13 protein-coding genes are annotated in these 15185 nt (G+C 70.1%); 10 read left to right on the top strand and 3 right to left on the bottom strand.

Features of this window, described 5'->3' with window-relative positions:
* Positions 1-19: 19 nt before the first annotated feature.
* Complete coding sequence (locus DVR07_RS20430) at positions 20-832, bottom strand: mycofactocin-coupled SDR family oxidoreductase (protein ID WP_115799160.1); 813 nt, start codon at positions 830-832, stop codon at positions 20-22.
* A 322-nt stretch (positions 833-1154) separates the two neighbouring features.
* On the opposite strand from DVR07_RS20430, the gene DVR07_RS20425 reads away from it, so the two are divergent.
* The 3 genes from DVR07_RS20425 (at position 1155) to DVR07_RS20415 (ending at position 4138) form a co-directional block, all read left to right on the top strand.
* Positions 1155-2792, top strand: coding sequence for a methyl-accepting chemotaxis protein (locus DVR07_RS20425; protein ID WP_115799159.1), 1638 nt, complete (start codon positions 1155-1157; stop codon positions 2790-2792).
* Complete coding sequence (locus DVR07_RS20420; protein WP_115799158.1) at positions 2785-3522, top strand: bacteriorhodopsin; 738 nt, start codon at positions 2785-2787, stop codon at positions 3520-3522. The genes DVR07_RS20425 and DVR07_RS20420 overlap by 8 nt, the downstream gene beginning before the upstream one ends.
* Before the next feature lie 91 nt (positions 3523-3613).
* Positions 3614-4138: a hypothetical protein gene (locus DVR07_RS20415; RefSeq protein WP_115799157.1), complete on the top strand. Its 525-nt coding sequence runs from the start codon at positions 3614-3616 to the stop codon at positions 4136-4138.
* Positions 4139-4294: 156 nt separating this feature from the next.
* Here DVR07_RS20415 and DVR07_RS20410 read toward each other — a convergent pair whose 3' ends face one another.
* Positions 4295-4780 (bottom strand): hypothetical protein, encoded by a 486-nt coding sequence (locus DVR07_RS20410; protein ID WP_115799156.1) that lies wholly within the window; start codon positions 4778-4780, stop codon positions 4295-4297.
* An 83-nt stretch (positions 4781-4863) separates the two neighbouring features.
* Between DVR07_RS20410 and DVR07_RS20405 the strand changes: the two genes are divergently transcribed.
* On the top strand, positions 4864-6147 hold the full coding sequence (locus DVR07_RS20405) for a glycosyltransferase family 4 protein (RefSeq protein ID WP_162829653.1): 1284 nt from the start codon (positions 4864-4866) through the stop codon (positions 6145-6147).
* Between the two features lie 28 nt (positions 6148-6175).
* Here the strand turns inward: DVR07_RS20405 and DVR07_RS20400 are convergent, their stop codons facing one another.
* Complete coding sequence (locus tag DVR07_RS20400) at positions 6176-7369, bottom strand: glycosyltransferase family 4 protein (protein WP_162829652.1); 1194 nt, start codon at positions 7367-7369, stop codon at positions 6176-6178.
* Positions 7370-7613: 244 nt separating this feature from the next.
* On the opposite strand from DVR07_RS20400, the gene DVR07_RS20395 reads away from it, so the two are divergent.
* The 6 genes from DVR07_RS20395 to DVR07_RS20370 all read left to right on the top strand — a co-directional run bounded on the left by DVR07_RS20395 (position 7614) and on the right by DVR07_RS20370 (position 15036).
* Complete coding sequence (locus DVR07_RS20395; protein ID WP_115799153.1) at positions 7614-8657, top strand: Gfo/Idh/MocA family protein; 1044 nt, start codon at positions 7614-7616, stop codon at positions 8655-8657.
* A gap of 121 nt (positions 8658-8778) precedes the next feature.
* A complete protein-coding gene (locus DVR07_RS20390) occupies positions 8779-9369 on the top strand; it encodes an AsnC family transcriptional regulator (protein ID WP_115799152.1) in 591 nt (196 codons plus the stop codon).
* A gap of 335 nt (positions 9370-9704) precedes the next feature.
* A complete protein-coding gene (locus DVR07_RS20385) occupies positions 9705-10640 on the top strand; it encodes a hypothetical protein (RefSeq protein ID WP_115799151.1) in 936 nt (311 codons plus the stop codon).
* Positions 10641-10801: 161 nt separating this feature from the next.
* Complete coding sequence (locus tag DVR07_RS20380) at positions 10802-12559, top strand: sensor histidine kinase (RefSeq protein WP_115799150.1); 1758 nt, start codon at positions 10802-10804, stop codon at positions 12557-12559.
* Between the two features lie 89 nt (positions 12560-12648).
* Positions 12649-14406, top strand: coding sequence for a Rieske (2Fe-2S) protein (locus DVR07_RS20375; protein ID WP_115799149.1), 1758 nt, complete (start codon positions 12649-12651; stop codon positions 14404-14406).
* Positions 14407-14661: 255 nt separating this feature from the next.
* A complete protein-coding gene (locus DVR07_RS20370; protein ID WP_115799148.1) occupies positions 14662-15036 on the top strand; it encodes a helix-turn-helix transcriptional regulator in 375 nt (124 codons plus the stop codon).
* Positions 15037-15185 lie beyond the last annotated feature (149 nt).

Raw genomic sequence — 15185 nt, 5'->3', positions numbered from 1 at the left:
CCGAAGTGTCTCGGGTCGGTCAAATCGCGGTCGCCCCCGCGGCGACAGGGAGCGCGATGCCGGTGACGAACCGGGCGTCGTCGCTCGACAACCACATGAACGCCGCGCTCACGTCCTCCGGCTCGATTATCTCGCCGAGCACGTTGTCGGGGCCGGACTGTTCGGCGATTTCGGCCATCTCCTCGCCGATGGACTCGACGATGCCGCCGGTCATCGGGGTGTCGACCGCCGAGGGACAGACCGCGTTGACCGTCACGTCGTGCTGTGCCAGCTCCATCGCCAGGGTCTTCGTGAGCCCCAGCACGCCGTGTTTCGCGGCGGTGTAGTGACCCAGCCCCGGCGAGGCGACCATCCCGGCGGTCGAGGAGGTGTTGACGATGCGCCCGCCCTCGCCGCGGTCGACCATGTGTCCGCCGACGTGCTTGGCGCAGAGCCACATCCCCTTGAGGTTCACGTCGAGTGCGTGGTCCCAGGTCTCCTCGTCGAGGTCCATCAGCCCGGAGACCGGCGCGACCCCTGCGTTGTTCGCGAGGAAGTCGATGCGGCCGAACTCCGAGACGGCCTCCTCGACCCCGGCCTCGACCTCGGCCTCCTCGGAGACGTCCATCTGGACGCCGAGGGCCCGCTGGCCCCGCTCCTCGACCTCCCGGACGGTCTCGTCGAGTTCGGTCTCGTCGCCGAGCTCGTAGGTCGACTCGTCGGTCGTCTCGGCGATGTCGGCACACACCACGTCGGCGCCGTTCTCGGCGTACCGTAGCGCGTGCGAGCGGCCCTGCCCCCGGGCCGCCCCGGTCACGAACGCCACGCGTCCGTCGAAGTCGTACTCCGCCATAGTTCCCGGAGGAAGAACGGTAGCGAGGGGTAAAACGCTGTTCGCCGTCTGGAATGACCGCCGCGGTCGGCTCGCCTATTCGCTCGCGCACTCAGAACTGGACGCGAGACCCTACAGGGAGCGCGCAGACTTCGCGGCGCATGGTTCGTGAGCGACGGTCGTCGACGGAACGATCCGCTCGTCGGCAATCTCTACCGGGCCGATACGACGATTCGGAAACCGGCTCGGACACCCGTACGTATCAGGGTCTCTCGGCGCCAATTATCCCATCTGATACTCGCGCCCAAAGGTATAACTGAGGTAGTTAGGAAGACTCGTCGTAATGAGTACACGTTCGCCCCGCGAGTGGATCACGGGGAAGTACAGCCACCGCATCGGCGCGGCGCTGTTCGTCACCCTCGCGGTGACGATGGCGTTCGGCGTCCTGTTCGCGCTGGACGCGACCCGGACGGGCGGGAGTCCCGCCAGCGCGGTCGCCGCCACGCTGTTCGTCCTGGCGCTCCACGTCGGCCTGCTGGGAATCGTCCTCGGCGGGAGCGTCGGTGTCGAACTCCGGAATCTGACCGACGCCGCCCAGGCCATCGAGGAGGGCGACCTCGACGTCTCGCCCGAGAGCGACCGTGCCGACGAGTTCGGGACGCTGGCGTCGTCGTTCGACGCGATGCGCCGGTCGCTCGGCGCGGCGTTCGAGGAGTCCGAGGAGGCCCGCGAGGAGGCCGAGCAGGCCCGACAGCGCGCCGAACAGGCCCAGCGGGAGGCCGAGCGCCGGAACGACCGGCTCCGCGAGAGCGCGGACGAGATCGCCGACGCGATGTCGGCGGCGGCCGACGGCGACCTCTCTCACGAACTCGAGACCGACGCCGACATCGAGGCCATCGACCGCATCGGCGTCGCGTACGACCAGATGGCGGTCGGCCTGTCGGGCACCATCGAGGAGATCCGCGACTTCGCGGCCGACGTCGAGCGGGCGAGCGACGCGGTGGCCGAGGACGCCGCCGAGGTCGAGCGGTCCCACGAGGAGCTCGCCGACGACATCCGGGCGCTGGCCGACGACGTCACCGACCAGACCGACCAGCTCGCGAGCGCGGTCGAGGAGGCAAACGACCTCTCGGCGACCATCGAGGAGGTCGCCTCCACGACCGACCAGGTCGCCGGGCAGGCCACCGACGCGGCAGATGTCGGCCGGCAGGGAACCGAGCGCGCGACCGACGCGGTCGAGGCGATGGACGAGATCGCCGAGGCGGTCGCGGGGCTGGGCGAACTGGTCGACGACCTCGACGACCGGATGGACGACGTCGGGGCGACGACCGACCTGATCGACGACATCGCCGAGCAGACAAACATGCTCGCGCTCAACGCCAACATCGAGGCGGCCCACGCCGACGCGGAGGGTGACGGGTTCGCGGTGGTCGCCGACGAGGTCAAACAGCTCGCGACCGAGACCCAGGAGGCCATCGACGAGATCGAGGCCATCATCGAGGGCGCTCGGGCCGACGTCACCGAGGTCACCAGGGAGATGCAGGCCACCGAGTCCCAGCTCGACGTGAGCGTCGACATCGTGAACGCCACCGGCGAGACGCTCCAGGAGCTGACCACCACGGTCACCGACGTCGACGACGCGATGGCCGAGATCAATCGGGCGACCGACGACGGCGCGGCCGCGACCGAGGAGGTGGCGGCCGCGGTCGAGACCGTGCGGGAGTCGGCCATCGAGGTCGCCGACCGCTCGCACGAACTCGCGTCGACCGCCGACGAGACGGTCGAGACCATGCGGGACGTGCGGGAGCGCGCCGACGCGCTCGCCGACCGGACCGAGGACCTGCGCTCGATGCTGGCGGCGTTCGAGACCCGGAGCGTCGACCGCGACGTCGCCGGCGGGGTCGACCCCGACGCCGGGGATCCGGCGACCGGGACCGGTCGCTTCGACTTCGACGCGGTGGCGGGTGGTGACGATGATTAGCGCGTCGGTCCTCCACGGGGCTGCAGCGGGCGCCTACGGGGTCACCCTCGTCGTCCTGCTGGCGTGGCTCCGGCGGGTGCCGGAGCGTGCCCGGCGGTACTGCCACGTCATGATCGGCGTGGTCGGCGTCGGGCTCGCGACGGGGCTGCTCGCGGCCGGCGGCGTCGGCGCAGTCACGGTGAACGGCCGGGAGCTGCTCCTCCCGACGTTCGCCAACGACGTCGTCGCCTACTCGCTGCTGTGGGCGGTCACCGCGATGCTCGCGGACGTCCCGCGCCGCACGCTCGCGTTCGTCACCGGCCTGCCGGCCCTGCAGGTCGTGGCGTTCCAGTTCGGCGCCTCGGCCGGCGGACTGCTCGGCCTCGTCTCCATCGCGATCGTCATCGGGGGCCACTTCGTGCTCGCGTACCTGTTCCTGGGCTCCATCTGGCGGAGCGCCCAGGAGCTGCCCGACGAGCGCCGGCTGCTCCACTGGAAGTCGCGCAACCTCCTCCTCTTTCTCATCGGGATGCTCATCGCGTTCGCGTTCATCTCGCTGGCGGGCTGGTTCACCGAGTTCGGGACGACCGTCATCCAGCAGTACATCTCGGTGCTCATCCGGGTCGGGTTCGCCGGCTTCCTGTTCGCGAACGTCGATGCGCTCGACGCCGACGGGCGGGACGACGCGCCGACCACCGACAGTGCGCCGGCCGACTACGCGAGTCCGGCGCCGGACGCCGCGGACGACTGACGAAGAAATTCTTTCCTGCAGCGCTCGCCGAGTCGCGACTCACACTCCTCGCCTGCGCCGCCGCTAAACCCCTGCGACCCGTACGTCCGCCATGGTCAACGCCTTCTGGCTGGACCGCGACCTCGAGCAGACGGCGCGGTGGCTGGTCGACGCCCACGTCCTCTCGTCGGTGTTCGAGAACGCGATGGTGCTGACGACCGCGGTCCAGTTGAACGGCTACGCCGCGGACGACCCCGAGGCCCGCGAGGCGCTCTACTACACCCACGCCGACCACCCGCTGACCCGGTGGGCCGCCGCCGCGCTCGACAACTGGGAGTACCTCCGGGCGTACGCCGAGGCGGCCCACGAGGAGTGGCGCTACCGGTGGGACCACTCCCCGGAGAAGACCCACGGGAGCTGGGCCACCGTCGAGTCGCTGGACAGCGGGGCCGTCGCGGCCCTCGACTGGCCGGGCGAGCCGAGCGATCCGCCGCAGGTCACCGGCGAGTGGACCGCCGACGACTACGTGGAGGCCTACCGGCTCTACTACGCCAACGAGAAGCGCGACCTGTTCGAGTGGGCGAAGGACCGGACGGCGCCGCCGTGGCTCGACGACTACCGGCGCGAGTCCGCGTAGCGCCGGGCGACCTGAACGCGGTAGGCGGACCGAGCGGTGCCGGGAACCGTACTAGCCTCGCGTTTACGTAAACGCAAACGTATTCGGCTGTCACGAACGCCGATCTCGTTCCCCGGACGGCCAGAATCGCGGCGTCAGTCGATCTCCGCGATGTCGTCAGTCGTCAGCGGACGCGCCGTCGGCTGGACGGTCGTCGCCTGTCGAACCGGCGTCTCCGCCGCCGAGGCTCCCTTCGCCGAGCGTCCTGTATCCCGCTGCCACGGCGTAGATGCCGACGACGCCGAGGCCCGCACCGGCCAGCGCGCTCGCGACGACGGTCGTTAGAGGCGAGTGGCCGTAGCCGGTCGATGCGTCGAGCGCGGCGACCGCCATCGCGGCGACGAACCACGCGCCGGCGGGGACCGCGACGCGGGCGTTCTCGTAGAGGACGACGCGGACGTCGTCGGTCGCGAACCGGGGGACGTCGGGCGCGAGCGCGACGCCGCGGACGACGACGTAGAGGCCGGCCATCACGACCCCGGCGGTCCGGACCGGCCCGCCGACGTTCTGGATCTGGACGACGTGCGCGAGCAGGTTCCAGAACGCGAGTATCCCGGCGACTGGGACGGCTTCGGCAGCCAATCGCTTCGGAGGGAGGGTCATGGCCGAGTCGTCTCGGGCCGGCCACTTAAACGATGGTCTACGTCGGCCGAGAGCCCTTTGTCCGTCAGCGGCGTCGTTCCCCCATGCACCTCCTCGTCGCCGCCCACGACTTCTACCCTGACCCGGGCTCCGGCGGGACCGGTCGCTACGTCCACGAGACGACCCGGCGGCTCGCCGACCGGGGTCACGGCGTGTCGGTCCTCACGCGCCGCCGGGGCGACGTCCCCGCCCGCGAGACCGTGGCGGGCGTCCGGGTCGCACGCTGCGACCTCTCCGTCGCTGAGCAGTCGGCACCCGAAATCGCGGCCCAGGTTCCCGGCGCCGTCCGGCGCGTCCGCGACCACCTCGACTCGCTGCCCGACCCCGACCTCGTGAGCTTCCAGGGCACCGTCACCGACCCCATCGTCGACCTGCTCGTCGATGACGCGGTCCCGCGGAGCGCAACGTTCCACAGCCCGTGGGCCACCGAGTACCGAATCCGAGCGGGCCACGAGGACCGGCTCTCGGCCGCGCGTCGCCGGCTCAACGCCGAACTCCGCGAGCGAATCGAGCGGTCGGTGCTCGCCGACTGCGAGCAGGTGCTCGCGCTCAGTGAATTTATGGCCGGGAAGCTCCGGGCGGTCCACGGGCCGGTCGCAGCGCCCGAGATCGTTCCCGGCGGCGTCGACACCGAACGGTACCGCCTGGACGCCGGGACTTACGAGCCGATGGTCCCCGCCGGCGGTCGGGACGGGGCGGAGCGTGACGCGGAAGATGCGGACCGCGCGGCCGCAGTGACCCCCGACGGCGGCGCCGACGCCGAGACCGCCTTCCTGACGGTCCGGCGGCTCTCGCCGCGGATGGGCCACGGGATGCTCCTGCGGGCGTTCGCCCGGGTCGCTCGAACCCGTCCGGACGTCCACCTCTACGTCGCGGGGGACGGCCCGCTCCGGGGCGACTTGGAGGCGCGGGCGGCCGACCTCGGCCTGGCCGATCGAGTGACGTTCCTGGGGTACGTCCCCGACGAGGACCTGCCCCGCGCCTACGCGACCGCGGACTGCTTCGTGCTGCCGACCCGGCGACTGGAAGGGTTCGGCCTCGCCACGCTGGAGGCGCTGTCGTCGGGGACGCCTGTCGTCGCCACCCCGGTCGGCGGCACGACCGAGATACTGTCGGGACTCGACGACGACGACCCCCGGGTTCCGACCGACCTGGTCGTCGAGTCGGTCGGCGCGTCGGCGCTGGCCGACCGGATGGCCGCGTGGGCCGACCTCGACCCGGCCGAGCGGGCGGCCGCCGGGCGGGCCTGTCGAGCGCACGCGACCGAAAACTACCGATGGGAGCGGACCGCCGACGCGCTGGAAGCGCGATACGCGGAACTCGTCTGATCGCCCGGGAACCGCAGAACCAGAACCGCTAGTCCCCGCTCGCGGGGCGTTCGGTCCGCGCGTCGGTCGCGGCGCCGGGGACGCCGGCGGTCGGCCGGTCGAGCGCGTCGTCGACGATCCGCCGGATCTGGCGCTGGAACCGCTCGCGGCCGAACCGGCTGCGGATCGCGGTCGGTCCCATCGGCCGGCGGAGCTCGAGCTGGCGGTCGGGGTCGGCCGCGACCGCGGCGACCTTGTCTATCGCGTCCTCGACGCTCTCGTAGAGCAGCTCCTCGCGGTCGTTGACGATGGCGTGCTGGCCGCCGTCGTCGGGGACGAACGGGATGGCGCCGCCGGCCGCGAGCTCTGCCACCGCCATCCCGAAGTGCTCGTAGCGCTTGCCGTGGATGCCGTACCTGTGGTTGCAGATGCACTCGACCAGCTCCTCGCGGGGGAGCTCGCCCTCCAGGTCGACGTACTCCCGGCCGGCCGCCATCGCCTCGACCTCCTCGCGGTACTCCTCGTCGACCGTCGGGCCGACGACGTGGAGGTGGAGGTTCTGACCGCGCTCGCGGACGCCGGCCGTGATCTCTATCAGTTCCTTGATGCGTTTGCTGCGCTCGATGCGGCCCACCGTCACGATGCCGTCCTCGCGCTCGCTCCAGGGCCGGTCCTCGAACTCCCGGGTGTCGACCGGCGGGTGGACCACCTCGGGCCGGGTGTCGTACGCGTCCTCGACCACGTCGGCGGTCCAGTCGGAGTTGGCCAGCAGGGCGTTCTGCTGGATGTCGTCCCGGTCGACCCCCGCGACCCTGGTCGCGAGTCGCTCGTAGAGGGAGTCCTCTTCGACGGTGGGGTGGAAGATGTGCTCGCGCCGGTCGCAGCTCACGGTCCAGTCGAACGGGAAGTGGACGTACTGGACCGAGTCGGACTCCAGCCCGAGCTCGTTGATGGTGCTGACCAGCAGGTCGAACCCGTCGCTCCGGCGCCGGGCGTACCGTCCGAGCAGCGCATTCTGGAGCACGTAGTACTTGAGGCCGAACCGCTCGTTCATCCAGGGCGCGAGGTAGCCGGCCCGCTCGACGGTCAGGTCCCCGACGTCGACCTCCGTGTCGAAGTAGTCGTTGAGCTCGCGGAGGTCCGGATCGGTCAGCGTCAGGACCGTCACGTCGTGGTCGCCCTGGAGGGCCTCGAGGACGTTCATGGCGACCGCTTCGCCGCCCCCTTTCGACATCAGATCCATATGGATAACTGCAATTTCCCCCATCGTATCGCTCCCCTGTTAAAACCAGACGTCGGCCGAAGTTAGGCATTCTGGGCGGAGAGCGACACGTCACCGGCGGGGTAGAAGCGACTGTAAGCCGAAAACGTATTTTCGGAAAGTGACGCGACGACGAAGGCGGATTCTCCGTCGAGGTTACAGAGACGCTCCCACGATTCTACAGTCAATCGATAGATTTACATTGAAGAACTCCACCGCCGAGGGTATGGCACTGCGACTGGGCGCGATCGGGCTAGGTGGCCTCGGCAGCATCGAACTCGGACTCTACGACGAGATGGACGACGTCGAGATCGTCGCGGGCGCGGACGTCTCGGCGGGCGCCCGCGGGGCGTTCGCCGAGACGTACGACGCGCCGACCTACGAGGACCACGCGGCGATGCTGGCCGACCGGGACCTCGACGCGGTCAACATCGTCACGCCCCACACCCTCCACTACGAGCAGGCGATGGACTGCTTCGACGCCGGCGCGGACGTCTTCCTCGAGAAGCCGATGGTCACGGGCGTCGAGAACGCCGCGAATCTCGTCGACGCTGCCGACGAGCAGGGCCGGGTCCTGCAGGTGGGCTACCAGCGCCACTTCGACCCGCTGTTCCGTGAACTCAAGCGCGTGGTCGCCTCGGGGCGGATCGGCGACGTCCACGCCGCCAACGCCTACCTCGGCCAGGACTGGATCGAGCTCCAGCGCGGGTCGTGGCGGACCGACCCCGCGCTCTCGGGCGGCGGCCAGCTCTACGACTCGGGGAGCCACCTGCTCGACGCGCTGCTCTGGACGCTCGACGCGAAGCCCCGGCAAGTCGCAGCGCTCGTCGACGACCGCGGCGAGGACGTCGACGTCAACTCGGCGCTGGCGCTCTCGCTCACCCGGGAATCTCGGGACGGAACCGTCACCGCCAGCGTCGGCGTGGTCGGCGACGGCACGAACGGCGAACCCGACGAGGAACTGGTGGTCTGGGGGACCGAGGGGCACGTCCGGTACGCCGAAGACCGGCTCACGGTCTGCGAGGGCGGCGCGACCTACGATGGCGAGGTGACGGGCGACCGCGACTTCGAGACGCTCACGCGCCGGAAGCTCGCGGACTTCGTGCGGGCGGTCACCGAGGGGACCGAGCCCTCGGTGTCCGGAGCGTTCGGGCTCCGGGTGACCGCGCTCACCGAGGCGGCCTACGAGGCGGCCGAGACCGGCCGGACCGTCGACGTGACCGAGCGACTGGAGTGCGCGCGTGGCGGGGCGGTCCCGGCCGACGACTGAGCGGGCTGCCGAGCGGCTCCGTACCGTTTTCTGGTCCCGTTACTCGCCGATTCCGGTTCTCCGAACGTCCCCGCGACGTGACGAAAAGTGTTTCTATCGTGGACACACAATTGCGTTGATAATGCGAGAGCTCGACGAAACAGACCTCGAAATCCTGCAGTTGCTCGTCGCGGACGCCCGCCGCCCGTACAACGAGATCGCCGACGCGGTGGACCTCTCGCCGCCGACGGTTTCGGACCGCATCGACCGCCTGAAGGAACTCGGCGTCGTCCGGCGGTTCACCGCTGACCTCGACCGGTCGTTGCTCTCGGAGGGCGTCGCGGTGCTCGTCGACCTCCGCGTCGAACCCGGCCGGGTCTCGGAGGTCCGGAGCGGCGTCGAGGACATCGACGGGGTCGAGCACGTGTTCGTGACCGCGGGCGGGAACGTGGTGTTCCACGCCCGCCTGCGCGACGGCGCGGTCGAACCGCTGCTCGCCGACGCGCTCGACACCGACGCGATAAGCGAGTACGACGTCCGACTGCTCACCGACTCCGCCTGGCACCCCGAGCCCCGCGGCGTCGAGTTCGCGCTCGAGTGCGACGAGTGCGGCAACTCGGTCACCAACGAGGGCGAGTCCGCCCGCATCGACGGCGACCTCTACCAGTTCTGCTGCTCGTCGTGCCGAACCCGGTTCGAGGAGCAGTACGAGGAGCTCAAGGAAGCGGCCTGAGCCGGCCATCGCTGTGCCCGCCGCGCGGCGTCCGTGCAGTAGCCGTTCGACGTCGTCCGCAATCGAGCGCCCTCCGGCGTCGTCGTGCGCTCCGTATCTTATCCCACGTATCGAGTACGAAGGAAAACGTATCGGGAACACGAACATTTATGATGGCGCTTTCAGAACCCCCGTGTAAGACGCGCGCAAGACGACTCGTTTCGGCCGGTAACGGACCCGCGCCGGCGAGTCACCGCGGCGCGAGGTGCTATCGACGTGGAGGCACAACCGACTCACTCGACGAGGAATGGTCGCGGGCGCCGCGACCGGTCAGTTCGCGTCGGAGGTGACCGCCGGTGAGCGACGGCGACCGCGACTTCGGCCCGGCCGAGTACCTCTGCTACCGCCTGCTCGTGGAGCTGGAGGCGTCCCGGAGCTACCCGGTCTCGGGGTCGCGGTTCCACAAGCTCAGCTGCATCACCGACCGCCACCTCGCGTCGGAACGTGACCGCGACGTCCGGTTCCCGCGCCACTGGTACGTTTACGGCGAGGTGGTCGACGAGCGGTCGCTCGACGGCGACTTCTACATCGCGCCCTCGGCGAACCACTGGGCGGGCCGGCGCTACCTCCCGGTCGAGGACGTCCACGAATGGGAGTTCGACGTGGCCCCCGACGCGAAGGACGACATCGACGCGGCGGTCGACTGGACCGTCGACACCTTCGAGCGCACGAACGCCGAGGCGGTCGGGAAGTACCAGTACCGCCACCACGTCCCAAACGAGTTCATCCGGACGTACAGCGACCTCCGGACCCGACTGAAGTCGGTCGACCTGAACGAGCAGTACACCCTCGGTGACTTCCGGGTGACCGACCGCTCGACCAGGGGGTTCGTGGTCGACTCGCTGGACGCGATGGTCGACACCTACCCCCGGAACGACTACCCCGAGGCATACGAACTCTTCGTAGAGTGGTACGACACCGTCGAGCTGCTGCTCGAACCCGAGGACCCCGACTACGAGGCGGTCGAGGAGTTCCTCGACTCGTTCATCGCGATGCTCGCGCGGGTCGAGCTCCGGTTCCACCACCGTCGCCACATCCCCGACGCTCGCATCCGGGTCTGGGAAGACGAGCGGCTCGAGGCCAAGGAGACGTTCGCTCGGACGCTGGCCGAGAAGCGCGCCGACCTCCTCGACGAGCGCGGACCGGCGAGAACCGTCGACCCGGCCCGGCGCGGCGACGGGACGGCCTCGGCGCCGGTGTCGTTCTCCCGCCGGCTCGACTCGTTCGACTAGCGTCGAGACGGGTCCGGGTTCATTACAGTTCACAGACCCCGGAACGACGGTCCCCGAGCGGTCATCTGGAGGAAACCCGACCCGTAATAAGTGCTGTTACATATCCTGCCGCACGTTTATCCCCTCAGTATCAGAATCTCGATAGTAGTGAGGTCCGACTGATGCCGTCCGCCCAGACGACGTTCGCCGCGGCGGTCGCCTGCGCCAGCGTCTTCACCGCCGGCGCCGGCCTACTGTTCTGGCGACGGAACGAATCCGACGTGATGCGCACCCTCGCGGGGATACTCGGCGCCCACGCGGTGGTGGGTGGGTTCGTCCTCGGCCAGCTGTACGCGCCGACCCGGGCGCTCTCGCAGGCCGCGTTCCACGCTCACCAGGTGGTCGGCAACGGAATCCTGCTGCTCTGGTTCGTCTTCACGGTGCTGTACGTGGGCCGGTCGGAGTGGGTCGGCGGGCGGTTCCTCGGCGTCCTGGGAACCTACTACGTCGTCGAGGCCGCAGTGATCGCCACGAATCCGGTCCACGGGCTGGTCTGGCCGAGCTTCCGGCTCTTGACCGACCCCTTCCCCTACCTGACGGGCGTGACCGGAGTCGGATGGTTCGTCACGCTCCCGGGAGTGTTCCTGTATCTGGCCGGTCTCGGCCTCCTCGTCCAGCACCGCTTCTCGCGGTCCCGTCTCGGCCGCCGACGGACGGGACTGCTCGCGGCGGCCATGACCGTCCAGTTCCTGCTCCCGTTCGCGATCGCCTTCCAGCCGGTGGGCCCCGCCAACGGCGTCCTGGTGGTGGGGTCGGTCCTGGTTGGCCTGCTCGCGGGCTGGTCGGTGTTCTACGAGGAGACGTTCGACGTCACGCCGGTCGCCCGGATGACCGTCTTCGACCAGCTCGACGAGGGCGTCCTCGTCGTGGACCGCGAGCGCCGCGTCCTCGACTACAACCGCCGGGCCGAGCGGCTGTTCCCGGCGGTGGCCGACGGCGCGGGCGACCCGCTCGACGACGCGGCGCCCGAACTCGTGGGCGACGGCGGCGAGTTCGTCGACCGCGCGTTCTGCTACCGCGACGGGGAGCGCCGCGAGTTCACGGTCGACGACTCGACGCTCGCGACCCGCGGCTCGGTCCGGGGACACGTGCTCGTCGTCCAGGACGTCACCGAGCGAGAGCGCTACCTGCTCGAGCTCGAACAGCACGCCGACCAGCTCGAACGCTTCGCGAGCACGCTGTCCCACGACCTCCGCAATCCGCTGAACGTCGCCAAGGGGAACGTCGAGCTCGCGCTGGAGACCGGCGAACGCGACCGCCTGGAGGCGGCCGACGAGGCCCTCGACCGCATCGACCGCATCATCGAGGACCTGCTGACGCTCGCGCGCGAGGGCCGGACCATCGAGGAGCGCGAGGTGGTCCCGCTGGCCGCCCTCGCCGAGGACGCGTGGCGGACCACCGACACCGGCGACGCCGCGCTGGAACTCGACATCGACCCCGAGGTGGCCGTCTACGCCGACGAGACCCGACTCCGGAACGTCTTCGAGAACCTGTTTCGAAATTCCGTCGAGCACGGCGCCTCGACAGCGGACGGAGGCTCCGACGACGCCCCCGCGACGGTCCGGGTCGGCGCGCTCGGAGACGGCTTCTTCGTCGAGGACGACGGGCCGGGCGTCCCGCCCGAGGACCGCGAGCGGGTCTTCGAGTACGAGTACACCACCACCGCTACGGGAACCGGCCTCGGCCTCGCCATCGTCGAGACGATAGCCAACGCCCACGGCTGGCGCGTGTCGGCCGAGGCGGGGTCGGACGGGGGCGCCCGGTTCGCGTTCTCGGACGTCGACCTCGTCGACCCCGACCGGAGCGACGACGCCGGCGGGACGCCGGACGACCGCTCGGGCGACGCGGCGGACGAAGACGTACCGGTCTCCGCGTCCTGACGTCGGGGTTCCGGAGCTGCAAATATCTGATTTGTTACCAAAACTCGCTTCCGGGAACCGTTTTGTGGTACGCTCACAACTCTCGGGGTATGGCGACGAACGACTCTAACGACGCTGCCGACGACGCCTCGTTCGTGCGCGTGGCCGACGCCGACGACCTCCGCGAGGAGGGCCGCACGGTGGCGCGGGCCGACGGCCGGGCGCTCGCGCTGTTCCACCACGAGGGGGAGTTCCGCGCGGTGGACAACCGGTGTCCGCACATGGGGTTCCCGCTGGCGGATGGCACCGTCGACGACGGCATCCTGACCTGCCACTGGCACCACGCCCGGTTCGAGCTCTCGTGCGGCGACACCTTCGACCCGTGGGCCGACGACGTCCGGGCGTTCCCGGTCGAGGTCCGGGACGGCGAGGTGTACGTCGACCCGCACCCCAACCCCGACCTGCCGCCGGTCGAGCACTGGACGGACCGACTCCGGACCGGCCTGGAGGAGAGCCTGCGGCTCGTGCTCGCGAAGTCGGTCGTCGGGCTGGCCGACGAGGACGTCCCGTACACCGACCCGCTCCGTGAGGGGCTGACCTTCGGCGCGCAGTACCGCGAGGACGGCTGGAGCTCCGGGCTGACCGTCCTCTCGGCGATGGCGAACCTCCACGACGGGCTCCGGCCCGAGGACCGCAAGCGGGCGCTGTACACCGGGCTCTCGCGGGTCGCCGAGGACTGCCAGGGCGAACCGCCCGCGTTCGACCAGCCGTCGTTCTCGGCCCGGGACCTCTCGCGGGACCGGCTCGAGGACTGGTTCCGCGAGACCGTCGAGGTCCGGGACCGCGACGGCGCCGAGCGGTGCCTCCGGACCGCCGTCGCCGTTCTCGACTCCGAGGAGGTCGCGGACATCCTCTACCTGGCGGCGACCGACCACCTCTACATGGACGCGGGCCACACGTTCGACTTCATCAACAAGGCCTGCGAGGCGCTCGACCGCGTCGGCTGGGACCACGCCGACGAGGTGCTGCCGAGCGTGATTCCCCGGCTGACCCAGGCCGCGCGCTCCGAGGAGCAGTCGTCGTGGCGCCAGCCCGTCGACGTGGCCGAGTTGGTCTTCGACGCGTACGACGAACTCCCGGCGCTCGCCGAGGCGGGCGCCGACCGGGCCTGGGACGGTCCCGACGGCTTCGTCGACACGCTCCTCTCGGACGACCCCGAGGAGATCGTCACCGCGATGAAGGCCGCGGTCCAGAACGGCGCGACCCCCGCGGAGCTCGCGGGCTCGGTAGCCCGGGCCGCCGGCGTCCGGGTCGCGCAGTTCGGCACCTCGAACGAGTTCAACGACTGGGACACGGTCCACCACACCTACTCGTACGCCAACGCGGTCCACCGGGCCGCGCTCCGGACCGACTCGCTCGCGGGCTACCGCGGCGCGTTCGCCGGCGCGATGAGCGTCTACCTCGACCGGTTCCTCAACACCCCGCCGGCGCCGATCCCGGACGGGACCGAGGTCGACGCGCCCGACGACCTCCGCGCGGCGCTGCTCGACGTCTTCGACGAGGAGGGCGAGGTCGACAGGGCCGGGCAACTCGTGGCGGCGTACCTCTGGGAGGGAGGGGACCCCGCCGAGCTCAAGCGCGTCCTCGGCGAGGGCCTGCTCCGTGAGGACGCCGACTTCCACACGCTCCAGAACGTCGAGGCCGCCTTCCGCCAGTTCGACCTGACCGACGACCCGGCCGACGCCCGCGTCCACCTGGTCGCGACCGCGCGCTACCTCTCGGCCCACGTCCCGACCCGGCGGTCGGCCGAGCAGACCTACACCATCGCCGAGCGCCTCCACCGGGGCGAGCGGGTCCATGAGTCGTGACCCGGCCTCCGCGCTCCCAATCGCCGCCGGCGTCTCCTGGTTCGTCCGAGCGCAGTATTCGCGTGAAACGGTCCGAAACGGTCGACCAGGGGGCGTGCAACTGGCTATTCGGTCGTTACCCGGGTCCCAGCGGACTTACGCCCCGTCTACGCGCGTGAACGGTGTGAACCCGACCGAAAACGGTCGAAATCCGGCCAAACTGTCGCGTGGGTTTACCCTCGCGGCGAGACTACCTACGGGCGAGGAAGTAGAGACATGGGGCTTATCACCACCGTCAAGGAGACCGTTCTCGGTACGGGCGCCGAGGGGACCGACGACCCCGGCAGTCGGACCGCCGACACCGGGCGCGGCGGCCAGTCGGCGCGCGCGTCGGAGGCGGACTTCGTCGTCACCACCGGCCTGACGCGCGCGGAGGCGCTGCTCAAACTCGTCGAGGAGCGCGGCGGCCGGATGAAGCAGGCCGACCTGGTCAGGCGCACCGGGTGGTCGAAGTCGACGGTCAGCCGCCACCTCGGCAAGCTGGAGGAGGACGGCGAGGTCGACCGGATCCCCGTGGGTCGGTGCAAGGTCGTCCTGTTGCCCGGCGAATCGCCGTTCGGCGACCGATCGGACCCGGAGGGGGCGCGCTGAGAGCGGTCGCGTCTCGGCGGTACCTGCTCGTCGTTTTGGAACCGGGCGCTCCCAGGCGAACTCAGAAACAAAAATTGAGGTGTGAATTTTCTTGCCCTGAAAAGAATCTGGTGCCTATCGGGCTTCATTTGTAAGGGGAAACTCGCATC

This window comes from Halorussus rarus, assembly GCF_003369835.1.
Classification (GTDB): domain Archaea; phylum Halobacteriota; class Halobacteria; order Halobacteriales; family Haladaptataceae; genus Halorussus; species Halorussus rarus.
The sequence above is the reverse complement of the archived record's forward strand: the minus strand, read 5'-3'. Positions and strand labels throughout refer to the sequence as shown.

Excerpts from the sequence above, each read along its gene's own strand:
- DVR07_RS20430 (WP_115799160.1), bottom strand. The coding sequence starts at position 832 with ATGGCGGAGTACGACTTCGACGGACGCGTGGCGTTCGTGACCGGGGCG.
- DVR07_RS20410 (WP_115799156.1), bottom strand. The coding sequence starts at position 4,780 with ATGACCCTCCCTCCGAAGCGATTGGCTGCCGAAGCCGTCCCAGTCGCC.
- DVR07_RS20395 (WP_115799153.1), top strand. The coding sequence starts at position 7,614 with ATGGCACTGCGACTGGGCGCGATCGGGCTAGGTGGCCTCGGCAGCATC.
- DVR07_RS20370 (WP_115799148.1), top strand. The coding sequence starts at position 14,662 with ATGGGGCTTATCACCACCGTCAAGGAGACCGTTCTCGGTACGGGCGCC.
- DVR07_RS20425 (WP_115799159.1), top strand. The coding sequence starts at position 1,155 with ATGAGTACACGTTCGCCCCGCGAGTGGATCACGGGGAAGTACAGCCAC.
- DVR07_RS20380 (WP_115799150.1), top strand. The coding sequence starts at position 10,802 with ATGCCGTCCGCCCAGACGACGTTCGCCGCGGCGGTCGCCTGCGCCAGC.
- DVR07_RS20390 (WP_115799152.1), top strand. The coding sequence starts at position 8,779 with ATGCGAGAGCTCGACGAAACAGACCTCGAAATCCTGCAGTTGCTCGTC.
- DVR07_RS20420 (WP_115799158.1), top strand. The coding sequence starts at position 2,785 with ATGATTAGCGCGTCGGTCCTCCACGGGGCTGCAGCGGGCGCCTACGGG.
- DVR07_RS20415 (WP_115799157.1), top strand. The coding sequence starts at position 3,614 with ATGGTCAACGCCTTCTGGCTGGACCGCGACCTCGAGCAGACGGCGCGG.
- DVR07_RS20400 (WP_162829652.1), bottom strand. The coding sequence starts at position 7,369 with ATGGATCTGATGTCGAAAGGGGGCGGCGAAGCGGTCGCCATGAACGTC.
- DVR07_RS20375 (WP_115799149.1), top strand. The coding sequence starts at position 12,649 with ATGGCGACGAACGACTCTAACGACGCTGCCGACGACGCCTCGTTCGTG.
- DVR07_RS20405 (WP_162829653.1), top strand. The coding sequence starts at position 4,864 with ATGCACCTCCTCGTCGCCGCCCACGACTTCTACCCTGACCCGGGCTCC.